The following is a 16027-nucleotide window of genomic DNA, read 5'->3' as shown; positions in this document are numbered from 1 at the left end:
ATGACGAACAACAACGGCGTCCAGCTCTCGAGGTGGCTCTCTTCATGACCGAGGTCGAACGGCACAGCTACGACGTGGTGGTGATCGGGGCCGGCGGCGCCGGTCTGCGCGCGGTGATCGAAGCGCGAGAACAGGGTTACAGCGTCGCGGTGGTGTGCAAGTCCCTGTTCGGCAAGGCCCACACCGTGATGGCCGAAGGCGGCTGCGCGGCGTCGATGGGCAACGCGAACTCCAACGACAACTGGCAGGTGCACTTCCGCGACACCATGCGCGGCGGGAAGTTCCTGAACAACTGGCGGATGGCCGAGCTGCACGCCAAGGAGGCCCCGGACCGCGTCTGGGAGCTGGAGACCTACGGCGCGCTGTTCGACCGCACCGCGGACGGGCGGATCAGCCAGCGCAACTTCGGCGGGCACACCTACCCGCGGCTGGCGCACGTCGGCGACCGGACCGGGCTCGAGCTGATCCGCACGATGCAGCAGAAGATCGTTTCGCTGCAACAGGAGGACTTCGCGGAGTTCGGGGACTACGAGGCGCGGATCAAGGTCTTCGCCGAGTGCACGGTGACCGAACTGCTGCTCGACGGCGGCGCGGTGGCCGGGGCGTTCGGTTACTGGCGGGAGAGCGGCCGGTTCGTGCGGTTCGACGCGCCCGCCGTGGTGCTCGCGACCGGCGGCATCGGCAAGTCGTTCAAGGTCACGTCGAACTCGTGGGAGTACACCGGGGACGGCCACGCGCTGGCCCTGCGCGCGGGCGCGAAGCTGATCAACATGGAGTTCGTCCAGTTCCACCCCACCGGCATGGTCTGGCCGCCGAGCGTGAAGGGCATCCTCGTGACCGAGGGCGTCCGCGGGGACGGCGGCGTGCTGAAGAACTCCGAAGACGAGCGGTTCATGTTCGGCTACGTGCCGGACGTGTTCAAGGGCCAGTACGCGGACAGCGTCGAGGAGGCCGACCGCTGGTACGCCGACGCGGACAACAACCGCCGCACGCCGGACCTGCTGCCCCGGGACGAGGTGGCGCGCGCGATCAACTCGGAGGTCAAGGAGGGCCGCGGCTCGCCGCACGGCGGGGTGTTCCTCGACATCGCGAGCCGGCTCCCGGCCGAGGAGATCCAGCGCCGGCTGCCCTCGATGTACCACCAGTTCAAGGAGCTGGCCGACGTCGACATCACCAAGGAGGCCATGGAGGTCGGCCCCACCTGCCACTACGTGATGGGCGGGGTCGAGGTCGACCCGGACACCGGCGCGGCCAGCGTGCCCGGGCTGTTCGCGGCGGGCGAGTGCTCCGGCGGCATGCACGGCTCCAACCGGCTCGGCGGCAACTCGCTGTCCGACCTGCTGGTGTTCGGCCGCCGGGCCGGGCTCGGCGCGGCGGCCTACGTGGGCGGCCTCGGCGAGGGCCGGCCGAAGGTGGCGGAGTCCGATGTGGACGCCGCGGCGAGGATGGCGCTGGCGCCGTTCGACCCGCCGGCCGACGGCGAGGCCGAGAACCCCTACACCCTGCACACCGAGCTGCAGCAGTCGATGAACGACCTGGTCGGCATCATCCGCAAGGCCGGGGAGATCCAGCAGGCGCTGGCCAAGCTCGGCGAGATCCGGCAGCGGATCCGGCGCGTGACGGTGGAGGGGCACCGGCAGTTCAACCCGGGCTGGCACCTCGCCGTCGACCTGCGCAACATGCTGCTGGTCAGCGAGTGCGTGGCCCGGGCGGCGCTCACCCGCACCGAGAGCCGGGGCGGCCACACGCGCGACGACCACCCCGGCATGGACGCCCAGTGGCGGCACAAGCTGCTGGTCTGCTCGGCCGTGGCCGGGGACAACCCGGTGGTACCGGACGTCGAGGTGGTGGTGGCCGAACAGCTCCCGCTGCGCCAGGACCTGCTGGAGCTGTTCAAACTCGACGAGCTGGGCAAGTACTACACCGACGGCGAGCTCGAGAGCCACCCCGGGAGGGACTCATGAGTTACCAGGCCAGCTTCCGGGTGTGGCGCGGCGACGACGCCGCCGGCGGACTGCAGGACTTCGCGGTCGAGGTGAACGAGGGCGAGGTGGTGCTCGACATCATCCACCGCCTGCAGGCCACCCAGGCCTCGGACCTGGCCGTGCGCTGGAACTGCAAGGCGGGCAAGTGCGGCTCGTGCTCGGCCGAGATCAACGGCCGGCCGCGGCTGCTGTGCATGACGCGGATGTCCACCTTCACCGAGGACGAGGTCGTCACCGTCACGCCGCTGCGCACCTTCCCGGTGATCCGCGACCTGGTCACCGACGTCTCCTTCAACTACACCAAGGCGCGGGAGATCCCGTCGTTCACCCCGCCGAAGGACCTGCGGCCGGGGGAGTACCGGATGCAGCAGGTGGACGTCGAGCGCTCGCAGGAGTTCCGCAAGTGCATCGAGTGCTTCCTGTGCCAGAACACCTGTCACGTGGTGCGCGACCACGAAGAGAACAAGGAGACCTTCGCCGGGCCGCGGTACCTGATGCGGATCGCCGAGCTGGAGATGCACCCGCTCGACGTGGCCGACCGGCGGGACGCCGCGCAGGAGGAGCACGGTCTCGGGCTGTGCAACATCACCAAGTGCTGCAGCGAGGTCTGCCCGGAGGGCATCCACATCACCGACAACGCGCTGATCCCGATGAAGGAGCGGGTCGCCGACCGCAGGTACGACCCGATCGTCTGGCTGGGCAACAAGCTGTTCCGCCGCGATCGGTGACGCCCCGGCTCGCGTGAGCTGCTGATCGTCGGGCCGGAGGACGGTTCGGCCCCGCGAAAGGCCGGGTTCCCCCGCGGCGGCCGGAACTCCTCGTCGCCGGCGCCACCCCGGGCCGAAACGGAAGAAGCCCCCGGTGGGCGAACCACCGGGGGCTTTCTCGGGAACGGGAAGCGGACTCTAGTTCGCGCCGCCGCCGAGACCGCCGAAGGTCTGGCCGCCCGCGGCGTGGCCGAGCATGACCTGCTCGGCCTTCCGGTCGGTGGGCTCGATGTGCTTCTTGCTCCGCCGGTTGCGCCGCTCCAGGTACGTCGCGAGCGCGGTCAGCAGCAGGCACATGGCGATGTAGAGGGCGGCCGCCACGATGGTCGAGGGCACGATCGGCCGGCTGAACACCCCCTGCGAGCCGATGTAACGCGCGTAGTACAGCAGCTCCGGGTAGGTCACCAGGAAGCCGAGCGCGGTGTCCTTGAGCAGCACCACGAGCTGGCTGATGATCGTCGGCAGCATGGCGCGGATCGCCTGCGGGAGCAGGACCGTGAACATCACCTGGGTCTTGCGCATGCCCAGCGCGTACGCGGCTTCGGCCTGCCCCTTCGGCAGCGAGTTGATGCCCGCGCGGAAGATCTCCGCGAGCACCGAACCGTTGTACAGCGTCAGGCCGAGCACCACGGCGAACAGCGGCGAGGTGTCGAAGCCCAGCGTCGGCAGGCCGTAGTAGAACACGAACATCAGGATCAGCAGCGGGATCGCGCGGAAGAACTCGACGATCGCCGTGGAGACGCCGCGCAGCCAGGCGTGCTCCGAGAGCCGCCCGGCCGCGAAGATCGCGCCGAAGATCAGCGCGAACACCGCGCCCAGCGCGAACGCCTTGAGGGTGGCCACCACCGCGCTCGCGAGGTCCGACTGGACCTGCGCGTACTCGAGCCACTCCCACTTCTGCGAATCGAACTGCCCGCTTTCGCCGAAGCTGTAGAGGACGAGCGCGATCAGCGCCAGCACCACGAGGATGCCGAGCACCGCGTACAGCCGGTGCCGCACCCGCGCCTTCGGCCCCGGGACGTCGAAGAGCACGTTGTTGTTCATCGGGCCACGCTCCAGCGCTTCTCGAGACTGCGCTGCACGAACGACAGCACGGAGACCAGGATGATGAAGCCGAGGGCCACCCACAGCAGGGCGACCATCTGGCTGTCACCGCGCTCGGAGATGTACTGCCGGATCGCGCCGGCCTCGGCGACCGAGAACCCGCCGGCGATGGTGCTGTTCTTCAGCAGCGCGATGAGCGTGCTGATCAGTGGCGGCACGACCGAGCGCAGGGCCTGCGGCAGCACGATCTGGCCGAGGATCTGGCCGAACTGCAGGCCGAGCGCGCGGCCCGCCTCGGCCTGGCCGACCGGCACCGTGTTGATGCCCGAGCGCACGACCTCGCAGATGAACGCCGAGGTGTACACCGTCAGCGAGACCACGGCCGCCGTGAAGTAGCTGATCTTGACGATGTCCAGCAGCGGGTAGGCGAAGACGAAGAAGGCGAACACGAGGGTCAGCGGCGTGTTGCGGACGATCGTCACGTAGGTGGCGCCGATCGCGCGGAACACCGGGACCGGGCTGACCCGCAGCATGGCCAGGATCGTGCCGAAGACCAGGCTGCCGACCGCCGCCAGCGCGAACAGTTCGATCGTGGTGAGGAAGAACGGACCGAACAGGTCCAGATTGTCGAGCAGGACGTCCATCGAGCCTTCCCCGCGTCCGTGGGCTGGTGGTGGATGTGGAGCGGCCGGTGGACGGGAACCCCGTCCACCGGCCGGCTACCGGGTCAGTACCGGACGATCGTCGGCTTGGTCGCGGTCGAGCCGGACTTGCCGAGGGTGGCGTCGTAGATCTTCTGCCAGGTGCCGTCGTCCAGGCCGGCCTGCAGCAGGTCGTCGATCTTGTTCCGCAGCACCTTGTCGTCCTTGTTCAGGCCGATGCCGTAGGGCTCCTTCGAGAACGGCTGGCCGACGACCTTCAGGGTCTTCTCCTGCGACGCGTAGCCCTTGAGGATCGCGTCGTCGGTGGTGACGGCGTCGACCTCCTTGCTCTGCAGCTTGTCGATGCACTGCGAGTACTTCTGGAACTCGACGATGTTGCCCGGCTCGGTCAGGCCCTGCTCGCGGACCCGCTGGATCGGGGTCGACCCGGTGACCGAGCAGACCTTCTTGCCCTTCAGCGTCTGCGGTCCGGTGATCGAGTCGTCGTCGGCGCGCACCAGCAGGCCCTGGCCGGCCTGGAAGTACGGTCCGGCGAAGGAGACCAGCGCCTTGCGCTTGTCGGTGATCGTGTAGGTGCCGACGTAGAGGTCGACCTGGCCGTTCGCGATCGCCTGCTCCCGCGCGGCCGAGTCGACCGTGGTGTACTTGATCTTGTCCTCGCCGAAGCCGAGGCCCGCGGACACCATCCGGGCGATCTCGATGTCGAAGCCGCCGAACTTGCCGGTGGTCGGGTCCTTCTGGCCGAGGCCGGGCTGGTCGTCCTTGACCCCGATGGTGATGGAGCCGGCCGACTTCAGCTTGGTGAACACCGGCGAGCCGGCCAGGTCGACGTTCTGCGCGACGGTGTAGGTCGGCAGGGCGGCGGAGTTGTCACCGGAGGCGTCGCCACCGGGGCTCGCGGGGGTGCCCTCCTTGCCGCAGGCCGTGAGCAGCAGTCCGCCGGCGAGCAGGCCTGCCGCGAGGGTGCGGATCCTCATCTGAATGTCTCCTGTATCTGTCGTCGGCACGGCCGTGCTGCCGCTGTCGTGGCCGGGGCCCGGGGAAGGCACCGGTGGGGCCGGTCGGTGGGGTCGGTGGACTGTCGGGCCGGTGGCCCGGTGGCCCGGTGGCCCGGTGGCCCGGTGGCCCGGTGGCACCAGAGGCCCGGTGGCTCAGAGGTGCCGTGGCCCGGTGGCTCAGTGGGTGAGGATCTTGCCCAGGAAGTCCTTCGCCCGGTCGCTCCTGGGCTTGGTGAAGAACTCCTCCGGCGTGGTGTCCTCGACGATCTCGCCGTCCGCCATGAAGATGACGCGATCGGCGGCCCGGCGCGCGAAGCCCATTTCGTGGGTGACCACGAGCATGGTCATGCCGTCCTTGGCCAGCCCGGTCATCACGTCGAGCACCTCCTGGACCATCTCCGGGTCCAGGGCCGAGGTCGGCTCGTCGAACAGCATCACCTTCGGGCGCATCGCGAGCGCGCGGGCGATCGCCACGCGCTGCTGCTGCCCGCCGGACAGCTGAGCCGGGTACTTGTCGGCCTGGTTGGCGATGCCGACGCGCTCCAGCAGCTCCATCGCGGTCTTGCGCGCCTCGGCGGCGGCGGTCTTGCGCACCTTCACCGGCGCCAGCATGACGTTCTCGAGGATCGTCTTGTGCGCGAACAGGTTGAACGACTGGAACACCATGCCGACGTCGGCGCGCAGCGCGGCCAGCGCCTTGCCCTCGGCCGGCAGCGCGACGCCGTCCACCGCGATCTCGCCCGAGTTGATCGGCTCCAGGCGGTTGATCGCGCGGCACAGCGTCGACTTGCCCGACCCGGACGGCCCGAGCACCACCACGACCTGGCCGCGCGGGACCTCGAGGGTGATCTCCTTGAGCACGTGCAGGTCGCCGAAGTACTTGTTCACGGCGGCCGCCTTGATCATCGGCGCCGCCACCTCCGCGGTCATCTGGCCTCCAGAGCTCGTCGTACTTGCTGCTGCGGGACCCGGATCCCGCGTTGATGGCGGAAACCTACCCTCGCCCGTCCTTTTGTAAAGGCCGCTTGAGCAATACTTAGGGTTTCAAGTAGGTATCGGCTCACCACCGCGCGCGGCCGGGCCCGAATCGGTCTCGTGCTGCTCAGCCTAGCCAAACGGGACGGGTTCGCCCGCCGTCCCCGCCACCGGCGTGTCACCCAGGGTAGTTCCCGGTGCCCTTTCGGGCTCGCGCGCGGTGGGCCCCTAGAGTTCCCGGCTACCGTGGGCTGGATCACCGGGGAGGCGAGCGGTGCGGGTGCTGCTGGTGGAGGACGACGACCGGGTCGCGGGCGCCCTGGTGCCCGCGCTGACCCGGCGTGGACTGGTCATGCAGCGGCTGGCTTCGGGGGCCGGGGTGCTCGACCGGGTGCACGAGGTGGACGTCGTGCTGCTCGACCTGGGCCTGCCCGACGTCGACGGCGTGGTGCTGTGCCGCCAGATCCGCGCGGTCAGCGACGTCGCGGTGATCGTGGTGTCGGCCCGCGGCGAGGTGGACGACCGGGTCCAGGGCCTGCGCGCGGGCGCCGACGACTACCTGGTCAAGCCCTACGACGTGGAAGAGCTGCTGGCCCGCGTGGAGGCGGTGCGGCGGCGCCGCACCGAGCGCGGCGGCCGGGAGCCGGCGCCGGTGATCGAGGCCGGTGACGTGCGGATCGACCTGGCCCGGCACGAGGTGCTGGTGGACGGCCGGCCGATCGCCCTGTCCCGCAAGGAGTTCCAGGTGCTCGCGCTGGTGGCCGGGGCGCGCGGCACCGTCTGTTCGCGCGAGCACGTGCTCACCGAGGTCTGGGGCCACCGGGGGCCGGCGGAGAGCCGGTCCCTCGACGTGCACGTGGCCACCCTGCGCACGAAGCTGGGCCGCCCGGCGCTGATCGAGACCGTCCGCGGGGTCGGCTACCGCCTCGGCGGACGGGGCTGAGCCGTGCGCGTCCGCCTCCAGGGAATCGTGGTCACGCTGGTCGCCCTGCTGGTGTTCGGCCTGGGCATCCCGCTCGCGCTGAGCATCGCCGGCAGTGTGCAGCAGGACCTCTTCCTCGACCGGCTGACCGACACCGCGCGGTTCGCCTCGCTCGCCCAGCGCCCGCTGCTGGACAACCGGCCCGCGCTGCTGGAGCCGGAGCTGCGCCGCTACACCGAGGTGTACGGCGTGCGGGTCGTGGTGGTGAACCAGGACGACGTCGCCGTGCTCAGCTCGCTCGGTGGCACGGACGCCGAGCGCATCGACTCGGCCGCGATCGCGGACCCGGCGAACGAGGCGCTCGCCGGGCGGCACCCGGTGCCCGGTCCGCTGCTGATGCCGTGGCACGCCGAGCCGCTGGTGCTGGCCGAGCCGATCCTGATCGACGGGGAGGTGCGCGGCGCCGTGGTCACAGAGTCGTCCACCGAGCACGTGCGCACGGAGCTGCTGTGGCAGTGGCTGGTGCTCGCGGCGGGCGCGGTGGTCGCGTTCGGGCTGGCGCTGCTGGTCGCGCTGCCGGTGGTGCGCTGGACGCTGCGACCGGTGCGGCGGCTCGACGAGGCGACCGGCGCGCTGGTGGCCTCGGTGGTCAGCGGGCGGACGGCGGAGCCGGTGGGGGAGAGCGGCGGGCCGCCGGAGCTGCGCCAGCTCGGCCGGTCGTTCGACCGGATGGCGGCGAGTGTGTCGGAAGCCCTGGCCGCGCAACGCGCTTTCGTGGCCGACGCCTCGCACCAGTTACGGAATCCTTTGACGGCGTTGAAGATCCGCCTCGGCAACCTCGAAGACCAGGTCGGCGGCGAAGCAGCCGCGGCCGACCTGGAGGCCGCCCGGGTCGACGCCGGGCGGCTGCACCGGATCCTCGACGAGCTGCTCTCGATGGCCCGCGCGGAGGCCGCCGGCGGTGAGCTGGTGGCCACGGACCTCGGCGCGGTGGTGGCCGACCGCGTCGCGGACTGGACGGTGGTCGGCGCGGCCCGCGAAGTCACGCTGGAGACCGTCGGAGACGTGGCCGGGGTGCGGGTGCTCGTCCCGCCGCGCGGTTTCGAGGTGATCCTGGACGCCCTGCTGGACAACGCGTTCAAGTTCACCTCTCCCGGGACTTCGGTGCTCGTCTCGGCCGAGCGCGCCGGGGATCGCGTCACCCTGACCGTGCGCGACCACGGCCCCGGGCTGCGCGCCGAGGAGCTGGAACGCGCGGCCGACCGGTTCTGGCGCAGCGGGGCCCACCAGAACGTGCCCGGTTCGGGCCTCGGCCTGGCCATCGTGCGCGAGATCGTCCGCCACTCCGGCGGCGAGCTGCGGCTGGACCGGCCGGACGGCGGTGGGCTGCGGATCACGATGGACTTCCCGGTCGCGCCGCCCGCCTGAGCGGGGCGGTGGGCGCACAGGCCGATGGGCCGTGCGGAGGGCGACCCGGCCGGAAAGCACCGCAGGACGGGGAAGGGCTCGCCGGGCACCGGAGGAAACATCCGCCGTGTCGATCGTGGTCGTCAGGTTGCTGCGGTGGGGCACGCGCGGGGAGGACGGTCCCGGCCGCTGCGGGCCGCGGTGGCCGTCGCTTCGACGGGGCCCGGCGCCCGGGGTGACCGCCTCCACCCGGCCGCGGCGCTAGGTCTTCACGCTCCGGTAGTAGCTGAGCGCGCCCGGGTGCAGCGGCAGCGGCTCGGTCTCGATACCCGGGTGCACGTCGATGGAAAGCGCCGCGTGGTTGGCCCGGACCAGGGCCGGGCGCGCGTCGAAGAGGCCGCGGGTGAGGGCTTCGGCGACGTCGGCCGGCATCGAGGTGGGCACCACCAGGAAGTTGGGCACGACCAGGGTGACCACCGGACCGGGCTGGTTGTAGGTGCTGCCCGGGATCGTCGCGGTGCCGTAGACCGGGCTGAACTCCTGCATGCGCGGCATCAGGCTGGACATGTCGAGCAGCCGCAGCCCGATCTTCGCCGAGTACGTCGTGATCAGCGGCGTGGGCAGCCCGCCGGACCAGAACAGGGCATCGATGGTGTGGTTCTCCAGGGCGTCGAGCGAGTCCTTCAGGCCGAGGGGTGCCGGGAACCCGTCCTGGAGACCGGCCACCTGCAGCACGCGGTCGGCGATGTACTCCACGCCCGACTCCGGCGAGCCGGTGGCGATGCGGTGGCCGCGCAGCATCGCCACCGAGGTGTAGGGCGAGTCCGAGCGCACCACGATGTGCAGGTAGTCGTCGTGGATGCGGGCCAGCGCGGCCAGCTTGCCGTGCGTCTCGGCGGCTTCCTCCGCGGCGAGGTCGGCGGCCACGAACGCGACGTCGGCCCGGCCCGACTCCACCTGCCTGAGGTTGTCGAGCGAGCCCTGCGTCGAGAGCACGGCAGGCCGCTCGATCCCCAGGTCGGCGGCCCAGGCGTCGGCCAGGGGCTGCGCGAGGTCGCTGTACACCCCGCCGGGCGAGCCGGCCGCGATGCGCACCCGCAGCCCGGAGAAACTCGGCCCGCAGCCGGCCAGCACCGCGACGGCCGCCAGCACCGCGACCGCGAACGCCGTACTCCGCCTCCACCGCATGGGGGGATCGTGCCAGACCCGGGGCCGGAAGTCGCCGGGATGGCCACCGCGACCGGGCGCCCACCCGCGACCGGTCCGGTGACGACCGGCCGGGCCCGCGCGAACGGCGAGGCGGGCGCCGGTTTTCCCGAGCCGGGTGCGGGTTACGCTGGCTGGTGATGAACGCGCGCACCTATCAGATCCGCACCTAGGTCTGTACAGCTTCGGCTGGAACGACAAGACGACTGGCTTCGGGTACGACGCGGCCAACGAGCGTGACGAACACCTTCGACCCGGCCGGGGACCTGTCGGCGCTCAAGGTGGCGTCCGGATCGGTGACGCTGGCGTCGACGGCCTACACCCGCGACGGGGCGGGGCAGCCGCTGACCATGGCTCCCACCGGCTTGCCTGGCGGCGCGCAGACCTACACCTACACCACGCGTGAGCAGCTCAAGTCGTCGACGACCGGAGCGACGACGGCGGCCTACGGGTATGACGCCGCCGCTCACCCGACCACGACGGCCGGGTCGAACCAGGCGTTCGACGCGGCCGGGCAGATCTGCTGGGCGCTGCCGGGCGGGACCAGCACGGCGGGATGTTCGGCCGCGCCGACCGGCGCGACCTCCTACCAGTACGACGTGCAGGGAAACCGGACGTCCATGACGCCGTCGGGCGCCGCGGCGACGACGTATGGCTACGACCAGGCCGACCGCCTGACGTCGGTCTCCGGGCCGGGCGGCGGCGCGACCTACGCCTACGACGGTTCGGGCCTGCGTACCGCCAAGAAATCGGAATCGGTCACCAACTCGTTCACCTGGGACGCCGGCGAGGTGCCCGACCTGCTCAGCGGCGGCGGGACCCAGTGGTTCTTCCACGACGGGCAGGGGTCGACGCGAGCGCTGCTCGGGGCGAACGGCGCGATCGCCGGTACTTACGCCTACGACCCGTACGGCCGGGTGATCGCCGCCTCGACTGGGGTGAAGACGCCGATCCAGGCCTACAAGCGGGCACAGCAGAAGATCAAGCAGGCCGAGAAGTACCAGGGCGACCGGAATGCGAAGAAGCGGTCGAACAACAACAACTTTGTCAATGACGTGGTGACCGGGCTGGTGGTCGTGGCGGCTTTCGTCTCAGGAGTAGGGAGGCGCTCACCGCGATCGCTGCGGGCTTTGCGGCGTTGTTCGCCTGGTGAGAGTGGAGTGACGACAGGTATGACTGACGAAGCGGACGAGTGGTACGCGGTGCGCTGCGTCTTCCGGTGGACTGACGCAGACGATCGGCCGTACGAGGAGCGGATCACGTTGTGGCGCGCGACCGATCTTGACACGGCCATCGCCCGCGCCGAGTCGGAAGCCCGGGAGTACGCGGAGAACACTGGTGTCACCTACCTCGGGCTCGCCCAGGGGTACGAGACCGGGGAGAAGGACCTAACGGAAGGCTGCGAGGTGTTCTCGCTGCTTCGGGAAAGCGCCTTGTCGCCGGAGGAGTACCTGGACCGTCACTTCGACACCGGCGGGGAGCACGAGCGCACCACCTGACCGGAGGTGGTGCGCCGGCGAGCCGCGGGTGACCGGCGAATGGGAGTCAGTGCCGACAGCTGACGTGCTCGTGAGGAGGCCACCTTGGAGCGCCCGCAAGCTTTTGGCGGCCGCGAGCTTGTGGTCGTTGGACAACCATGCCTCCATCAAGTCGTCGGTGCGTGTCTTCCCGCACTACGCGTTGGCGACTCGGCCACCCTCGCGTGCGGTCAGGAGATCACGGACATACGGATCGAAGTCGACGCCGTCTACGGCGATGGTGATGCCGGCTGATCGAGCCCGGGTGGCTAGGTCGCGCTGTCTGCTCGTCGTTGGTTTCCTCGTCCGTGGCCCCGGTCTGGAAAGAGGTGTGGCGGGACGGCGGTGCAGGACCAGACGGGCGAACGCCGGGGGTAGCAGCGCCTCGGCTATGCCCTCGACCAGGACGACGGGTGGGCCGAACAACACGGCGCTGCGGGTCGCGTCGAGGTAGCGCTCGAGCTTGGCGTGATGCCCGCCTGAGGGAAGGCTCCGCCAGCGGGATCGCTTTGATCTCGAAGAGACTCAGGTGATGAGGCGGACGCGGAGTGCCGGTGGCCAGCGGGCCCTGCCCGACACCCGACAGCAACTGGGGGTGAAGGTGCGCCTCGGGTTCCTCGACCAGGAACACCGTCAGGTCCTGATCGCGGGCTGCGCGCAGTTCCGCGACAACGGTGGCGACGAACAGCAGGTTCGCCTAGCAGAGGCCGGATCCGACGATGTCCTGCGGGACAGGCCGTGGTCGTTCATCCTGATGAGAAGGCTCGGGATCGCAGTCGGTAGACCGGCTGTCCGGCCGCCGCGGACTGCTGGGTGACGGGGCCGCGGACGGTCGCGGCGAGGGTGAACGACGCCGACGATGACTGGCCGGCCACCCGGTATGTCCGGCGGATCGTCGGTCGTTCCTGGAGGGGCGCCGGCTGGGTTGCTTCAGACCGTGGGCACCCGTCGGTCATCTCACCGGAACGCGCCGTGCCCCTTCGCCCAGCTGAGACCGTGGATGCTCATGAGCTGGGAGGGGACGCCAAGACGCAGGTGGGGGCAGGTCTACCCTGGATCACGATGAGCGAGAACCAGCAGTCCAGGACGTACTCCATCCGGACCTTCGGCTGCCAGATGAACGTGCACGATTCCGAACGGCTCGCCGGCCAGCTCGAAGAGGCCGGTTACGTCGCCGCGGACGGCACGGCGAAGCCGGACCTGGTCGTGTTCAACACCTGCGCGGTCCGGGAGAACGCGGACAACAAGCTGTACGGCACGCTCGGTCACATGCGCCCGGACAAGACCGCGAACCCGGACATGCAGATCGCCGTCGGGGGCTGCCTGGCGCAGAAGGACCGCGGCGAGATCGTCAAGCGGGCGCCGTGGGTCGACGTCGTGTTCGGCACGCACAACCTCGGCTCGCTGCCGGCGCTGCTGGAGCGCGCGCGGCACAACGCCGAGGCCGAGGTCGAAATCCTCGAGTCGCTGGAGACGTTCCCCTCGACGTTGCCCGCCCGCCGCGAATCGTCGTACGCGAGCTGGGTGTCGGTTTCGGTCGGCTGCAACAACACCTGCACGTTCTGCATCGTGCCGTCGCTGCGCGGCCGGGAGCGCGACCGGCGCCCGGGCGAGATCCTGGCCGAGGTCGAGGCCCTGGTGGCCGAGGGCGTGCTCGAAGTGACCCTGCTCGGGCAGAACGTGAACTCCTACGGCGTCGAGTTCGGCGACCGGCTCGCGTTCGGCAAGCTGCTGCGCGCCTGCGGCGGGATCGGCGGACTGGAGCGCGTGCGGTTCACCTCACCGCACCCGGCCGCGTTCACCTCCGACGTGATCGACGCCATGGCCGAGACGCCGAACGTCTGCCCCCAGCTGCACATGCCGTTGCAGTCCGGCTCCGACCGGGTGCTGCGCGAGATGCGCCGCTCCTACCGCTCCGGCCGCTACCTCAAGATCCTCGAAGAGGTCCGCGCCGCGATGCCGGACGCGGCCATCACCACCGACATCATCGTCGGCTTCCCCGGCGAGACAGAGGAGGACTTCCAGGCCACGCTGGACGTGGTGCGCGAAGCGCGGTTCTCCAGCGCGTTCACCTTCCAGTACTCGCAGCGCCCCGGCACCCCGGCCGCCACGATGGCCGGCCAGCTGCCGAAGGCGGTGGTGCAGGAGCGCTACGAGCGCCTGGTCGAACTGCAGGACGAGATCGCCTGGGCGGAGAACCGGAACCTGGTCGGCCGCCGGGTCGAGCTGCTGGTCGCCGCGGGCGAGGGCCGCAAGGACGCCGCCACGCACCGGATGAGCGGCCGCGCGCGCGACGGGCGGCTGGTGCACTTCACCCCGGACGGTCCGGCCGTGGACGGTTCCGTGCGCCCGGGCGACGTGGTGGAGACCGTGATCAGCTACGGCGCCCCGCACCACCTGGTCGCCGACGGTGAGCTGCTGACCCACCGCCGCACCCGGGCGGGGGACAACGCCGAAGCCGGTCTTCGGCCCAAGACGAATGGGGTCACGCTGGGACTGCCGGGCTTCGGAGCCCCGGCGGCGCAGCCCGCCCCGGTGAGTGGGTGTGCACTGTGACCGAACCCGGAACCTCAGCCGAGGTGGGCTCGCGGCTGGCCGAGGAGATCGACGAAGCGGGCCAGCGGGCTTCGCGCACGGTCGAACTGGGCCGTCGCGGCTTCACCATCGCCGTGTTCATCTTCGTGCTGCTGGTCGCGCAGCTCCTGCCGTGGGTGGGTGAGCACCGCGGGTTCGAGGTGCTGGCCGGCCAGGGCGGCGGCATCCCGCAGCTGTTCGCCGCGACGTCCACCGTGATCGGCGTGCTGGCCGGGGCGCTGGGCCTGGTGACGCGCCGCTGGTGGGTCTCCTGGTGCTGCGCCGCGGGCGGCTGGTTCGCCTCGGTCGACGGCCTGCTCGCGGTCTGGTCCCAGCAGTCCGCCCACGCCTCGGGCGCGGCCGGCGGCGGCCCGGGCCTCGGCCTGATCATCGCCTGGGTGGCCACGATCGTGCTGGCCACCCTGTGGATGCGCACCGCCTTCTCGCGCGCCTGAATTCCGCGGTCGGCCCCGGCACCGTCGGCCCTCCAACGCGGAAAAGGGCCCCGTCACCACGGTGACGGGGCCCTCTTCCGCGTGACGGTCAGCGGTCGGCGATCGCGGCCTCCGCCGCCTCCATCCACTCGCGCCACTGCGCGGCCTGCTCGTCGGCCTTCTTCGCCCGGCGCTCGTCCCCGGCCGCGCGGGCCTTGGCCGCCTGCGACTCGAACTGCTCCACCCGCTCGCGGAACTGCGCGGCCCGCGCCTGCGCCTCCGGGTCGGTGCGGCGCCAGCGGCTGTCCTCGGCCGACTTCACCGCGTCCTGCACCGCCTTGAGCCGGCCGTCCAGCTCGCGGATGCGCTCGCGCGGCACCTTGCCGATCTCGTCCCACTGCTCCTGGACCTTGCGCAGCGCGTTCTTCGCCGCTTCGAGGTTGGCCGCCACGTCGATCTTCTCCGCCTCGACCAGCAGCTCCTCCTTGCGGGCGGCGTTGCCGGAGAACTCGGCGTCGCGCTCGGAGAACACCGACGAACGGCGGGCGAAGAACGCGTCCTGGGCCGCGCGGAAACGCTGCCAGAGCGCCTCGTCGCTGTCCTTCGGCGCGCGTCCGGCGGCCTTCCACTCGGTCATCAGGTCCTTGTACCGGCCCGCGGTGGCGCCCCAGTCGTCCGACTCGGCCATCGACTCGGCCTCCGCGATCAGCTCCTCCTTGCGCTGCTTGGCCGTGGCCCGCTGCTTGTCCAGCTCGGCGAAGTGCGAGCCGCGGCGGCGGTTGAACGCCTCGCGCGCCTTGGAGAACCGCTTCCACAGCTCGTCGTCGGTCTTGCGGTCGACGCCCTTGACCGTCTTCCACTCGTCCAGGATCGTGCGCAGCCGGTCGCCCGCGGCCTTCCACTGCGTCGACTCGGCGGCGATCCGCTCGGCTTCTTCGGCCAGCTCCTGCTTGCGCGTGACGGCGGCCGCGCGGGCTTCCTCGCGCTCCTGCTTGACGTGGGCCAGCGCCTTCTCGGCCACGCCGATCACGTACTCGAGGCGGGCGCCCAGCGCGGTCAGGTCGCCGACCACGGCCGATTCGGCCAGGCCCTCGCGCAGCTGCGTGGCGGTGGACAGCGCGTGCTTCGGGTCGCCGGCGCCGGAGTGCAGCCGGGTCTCCAGCAGCTCGACCTCGGTGCGGACGTCGTCGAACCGGCGGGCGTAGTGGACCAGTCCCTCTTCCGGGCTGCCCGCCTGCCAGACCCCCACCGATCGCTCGCCGTCGGCGGTGAAGACGAAGACAGTGCCCTCGGCGTCGACCCGGCCCCAGGTGGACGGGGACGGCTCGGCGGGCGGAACCGGCGGGGCGGTGTGCCCGCCGCCGTGCGCGTGCGGCACCGGGTGCGGTGCCGGGGTGCCGGTGGACGTGTTCTCCTGGGCCATCGCAGGCTCCTTATCGCCTGTACGCCCGCTGGTGCGGGCGCCCCGCCGGTGCGGCGGGGCCGGGTTACGCGGTGGTGCTACGGGGACATGGGGTCCCACTCGGCATTCAAGCA

Annotated in this window: 13 protein-coding genes; 7 read left to right on the top strand and 6 right to left on the bottom strand. The window is 71.0% G+C overall.

Features of this window, described 5'->3' with window-relative positions; genetic code table 11:
• The first annotated feature begins 44 nt into the window (after positions 1-44).
• Together NYF13_RS25650 and NYF13_RS25645 are read left to right on the top strand one after the other, a co-directional pair.
• Entirely contained in the window at positions 45-1964 is a 1920-nt protein-coding gene (locus NYF13_RS25650) for a fumarate reductase/succinate dehydrogenase flavoprotein subunit (RefSeq protein ID WP_315660194.1), read from the top strand.
• Positions 1961-2713: a succinate dehydrogenase/fumarate reductase iron-sulfur subunit gene (locus tag NYF13_RS25645; RefSeq protein ID WP_315660193.1), complete on the top strand. Its 753-nt coding sequence runs from the start codon at positions 1961-1963 to the stop codon at positions 2711-2713. The genes NYF13_RS25650 and NYF13_RS25645 overlap by 4 nt, the downstream gene beginning before the upstream one ends.
• Before the next feature lie 177 nt (positions 2714-2890).
• Here NYF13_RS25645 and NYF13_RS25640 read toward each other — a convergent pair whose 3' ends face one another.
• The 4 genes from NYF13_RS25640 to NYF13_RS25625 form a co-directional block, all read right to left on the bottom strand.
• Positions 2891-3796 carry an amino acid ABC transporter permease gene (locus tag NYF13_RS25640; protein WP_315660192.1) on the bottom strand — a complete coding sequence of 302 codons (906 nt, stop codon included), beginning with the start codon at positions 3794-3796 and terminating at the stop codon, positions 2891-2893.
• Positions 3793-4440 carry an amino acid ABC transporter permease gene (locus tag NYF13_RS25635; RefSeq protein WP_315660191.1) on the bottom strand — a complete coding sequence of 216 codons (648 nt, stop codon included), beginning with the start codon at positions 4438-4440 and terminating at the stop codon, positions 3793-3795. The genes NYF13_RS25640 and NYF13_RS25635 overlap by 4 nt, the downstream gene beginning before the upstream one ends.
• An 83-nt stretch (positions 4441-4523) precedes the next feature.
• A complete protein-coding gene (locus NYF13_RS25630) occupies positions 4524-5435 on the bottom strand; it encodes a glutamate ABC transporter substrate-binding protein (protein WP_315660190.1) in 912 nt (303 codons plus the stop codon).
• 198 nt (positions 5436-5633) lie between these two features.
• Entirely contained in the window at positions 5634-6362 is a 729-nt protein-coding gene (locus NYF13_RS25625) for an amino acid ABC transporter ATP-binding protein (protein WP_315660432.1), read from the bottom strand.
• 343 nt (positions 6363-6705) lie between these two features.
• On the opposite strand from NYF13_RS25625, the gene NYF13_RS25620 reads away from it, so the two are divergent.
• Both NYF13_RS25620 and NYF13_RS25615 read left to right on the top strand, forming a co-directional pair.
• The gene (locus NYF13_RS25620) at positions 6706-7374 is read left to right on the top strand and encodes a response regulator transcription factor (RefSeq protein WP_315660189.1); all 669 of its coding nucleotides are present in this window, start codon (positions 6706-6708) and stop codon (positions 7372-7374) included.
• Between the two features lie 3 nt (positions 7375-7377).
• Positions 7378-8781 (top strand): HAMP domain-containing sensor histidine kinase, encoded by a 1404-nt coding sequence (locus tag NYF13_RS25615; protein ID WP_315660188.1) that lies wholly within the window; start codon positions 7378-7380, stop codon positions 8779-8781.
• Positions 8782-9021: 240 nt separating this feature from the next.
• Here NYF13_RS25615 and NYF13_RS25610 read toward each other — a convergent pair whose 3' ends face one another.
• The gene (locus tag NYF13_RS25610) at positions 9022-9948 is read right to left on the bottom strand and encodes a TAXI family TRAP transporter solute-binding subunit (RefSeq protein ID WP_315660187.1); all 927 of its coding nucleotides are present in this window, start codon (positions 9946-9948) and stop codon (positions 9022-9024) included.
• Positions 9949-10202: 254 nt separating this feature from the next.
• On the opposite strand from NYF13_RS25610, the gene NYF13_RS25605 reads away from it, so the two are divergent.
• From NYF13_RS25605 to NYF13_RS25595, 3 genes are all read left to right on the top strand, one after another.
• Entirely contained in the window at positions 10203-11465 is a 1263-nt protein-coding gene (locus NYF13_RS25605) for a hypothetical protein (RefSeq protein WP_315660186.1), read from the top strand.
• A gap of 1080 nt (positions 11466-12545) precedes the next feature.
• Entirely contained in the window at positions 12546-14039 is a 1494-nt protein-coding gene (gene miaB, locus NYF13_RS25600) for a tRNA (N6-isopentenyl adenosine(37)-C2)-methylthiotransferase MiaB (protein ID WP_315660185.1), read from the top strand.
• Positions 14036-14512 (top strand): hypothetical protein, encoded by a 477-nt coding sequence (locus NYF13_RS25595; RefSeq protein WP_315660184.1) that lies wholly within the window; start codon positions 14036-14038, stop codon positions 14510-14512. The genes miaB and NYF13_RS25595 overlap by 4 nt, the downstream gene beginning before the upstream one ends.
• 88 nt (positions 14513-14600) lie before the next feature.
• On the opposite strand, the gene NYF13_RS25590 is transcribed toward NYF13_RS25595, so the two are convergent.
• Positions 14601-15914, bottom strand: a complete 1314-nt coding sequence (locus tag NYF13_RS25590; RefSeq protein ID WP_315660183.1) for a DUF349 domain-containing protein — start codon at positions 15912-15914, stop codon at positions 14601-14603.
• Positions 15915-16027 lie beyond the last annotated feature (113 nt).

Origin of the sequence: Amycolatopsis sp. PS_44_ISF1, assembly GCF_032335455.1 — a bacterium.
In the GTDB taxonomy this organism is placed as follows: domain Bacteria; phylum Actinomycetota; class Actinomycetes; order Mycobacteriales; family Pseudonocardiaceae; genus Amycolatopsis.
This window is presented reverse-complemented; position numbering and strand designations above follow the sequence as displayed.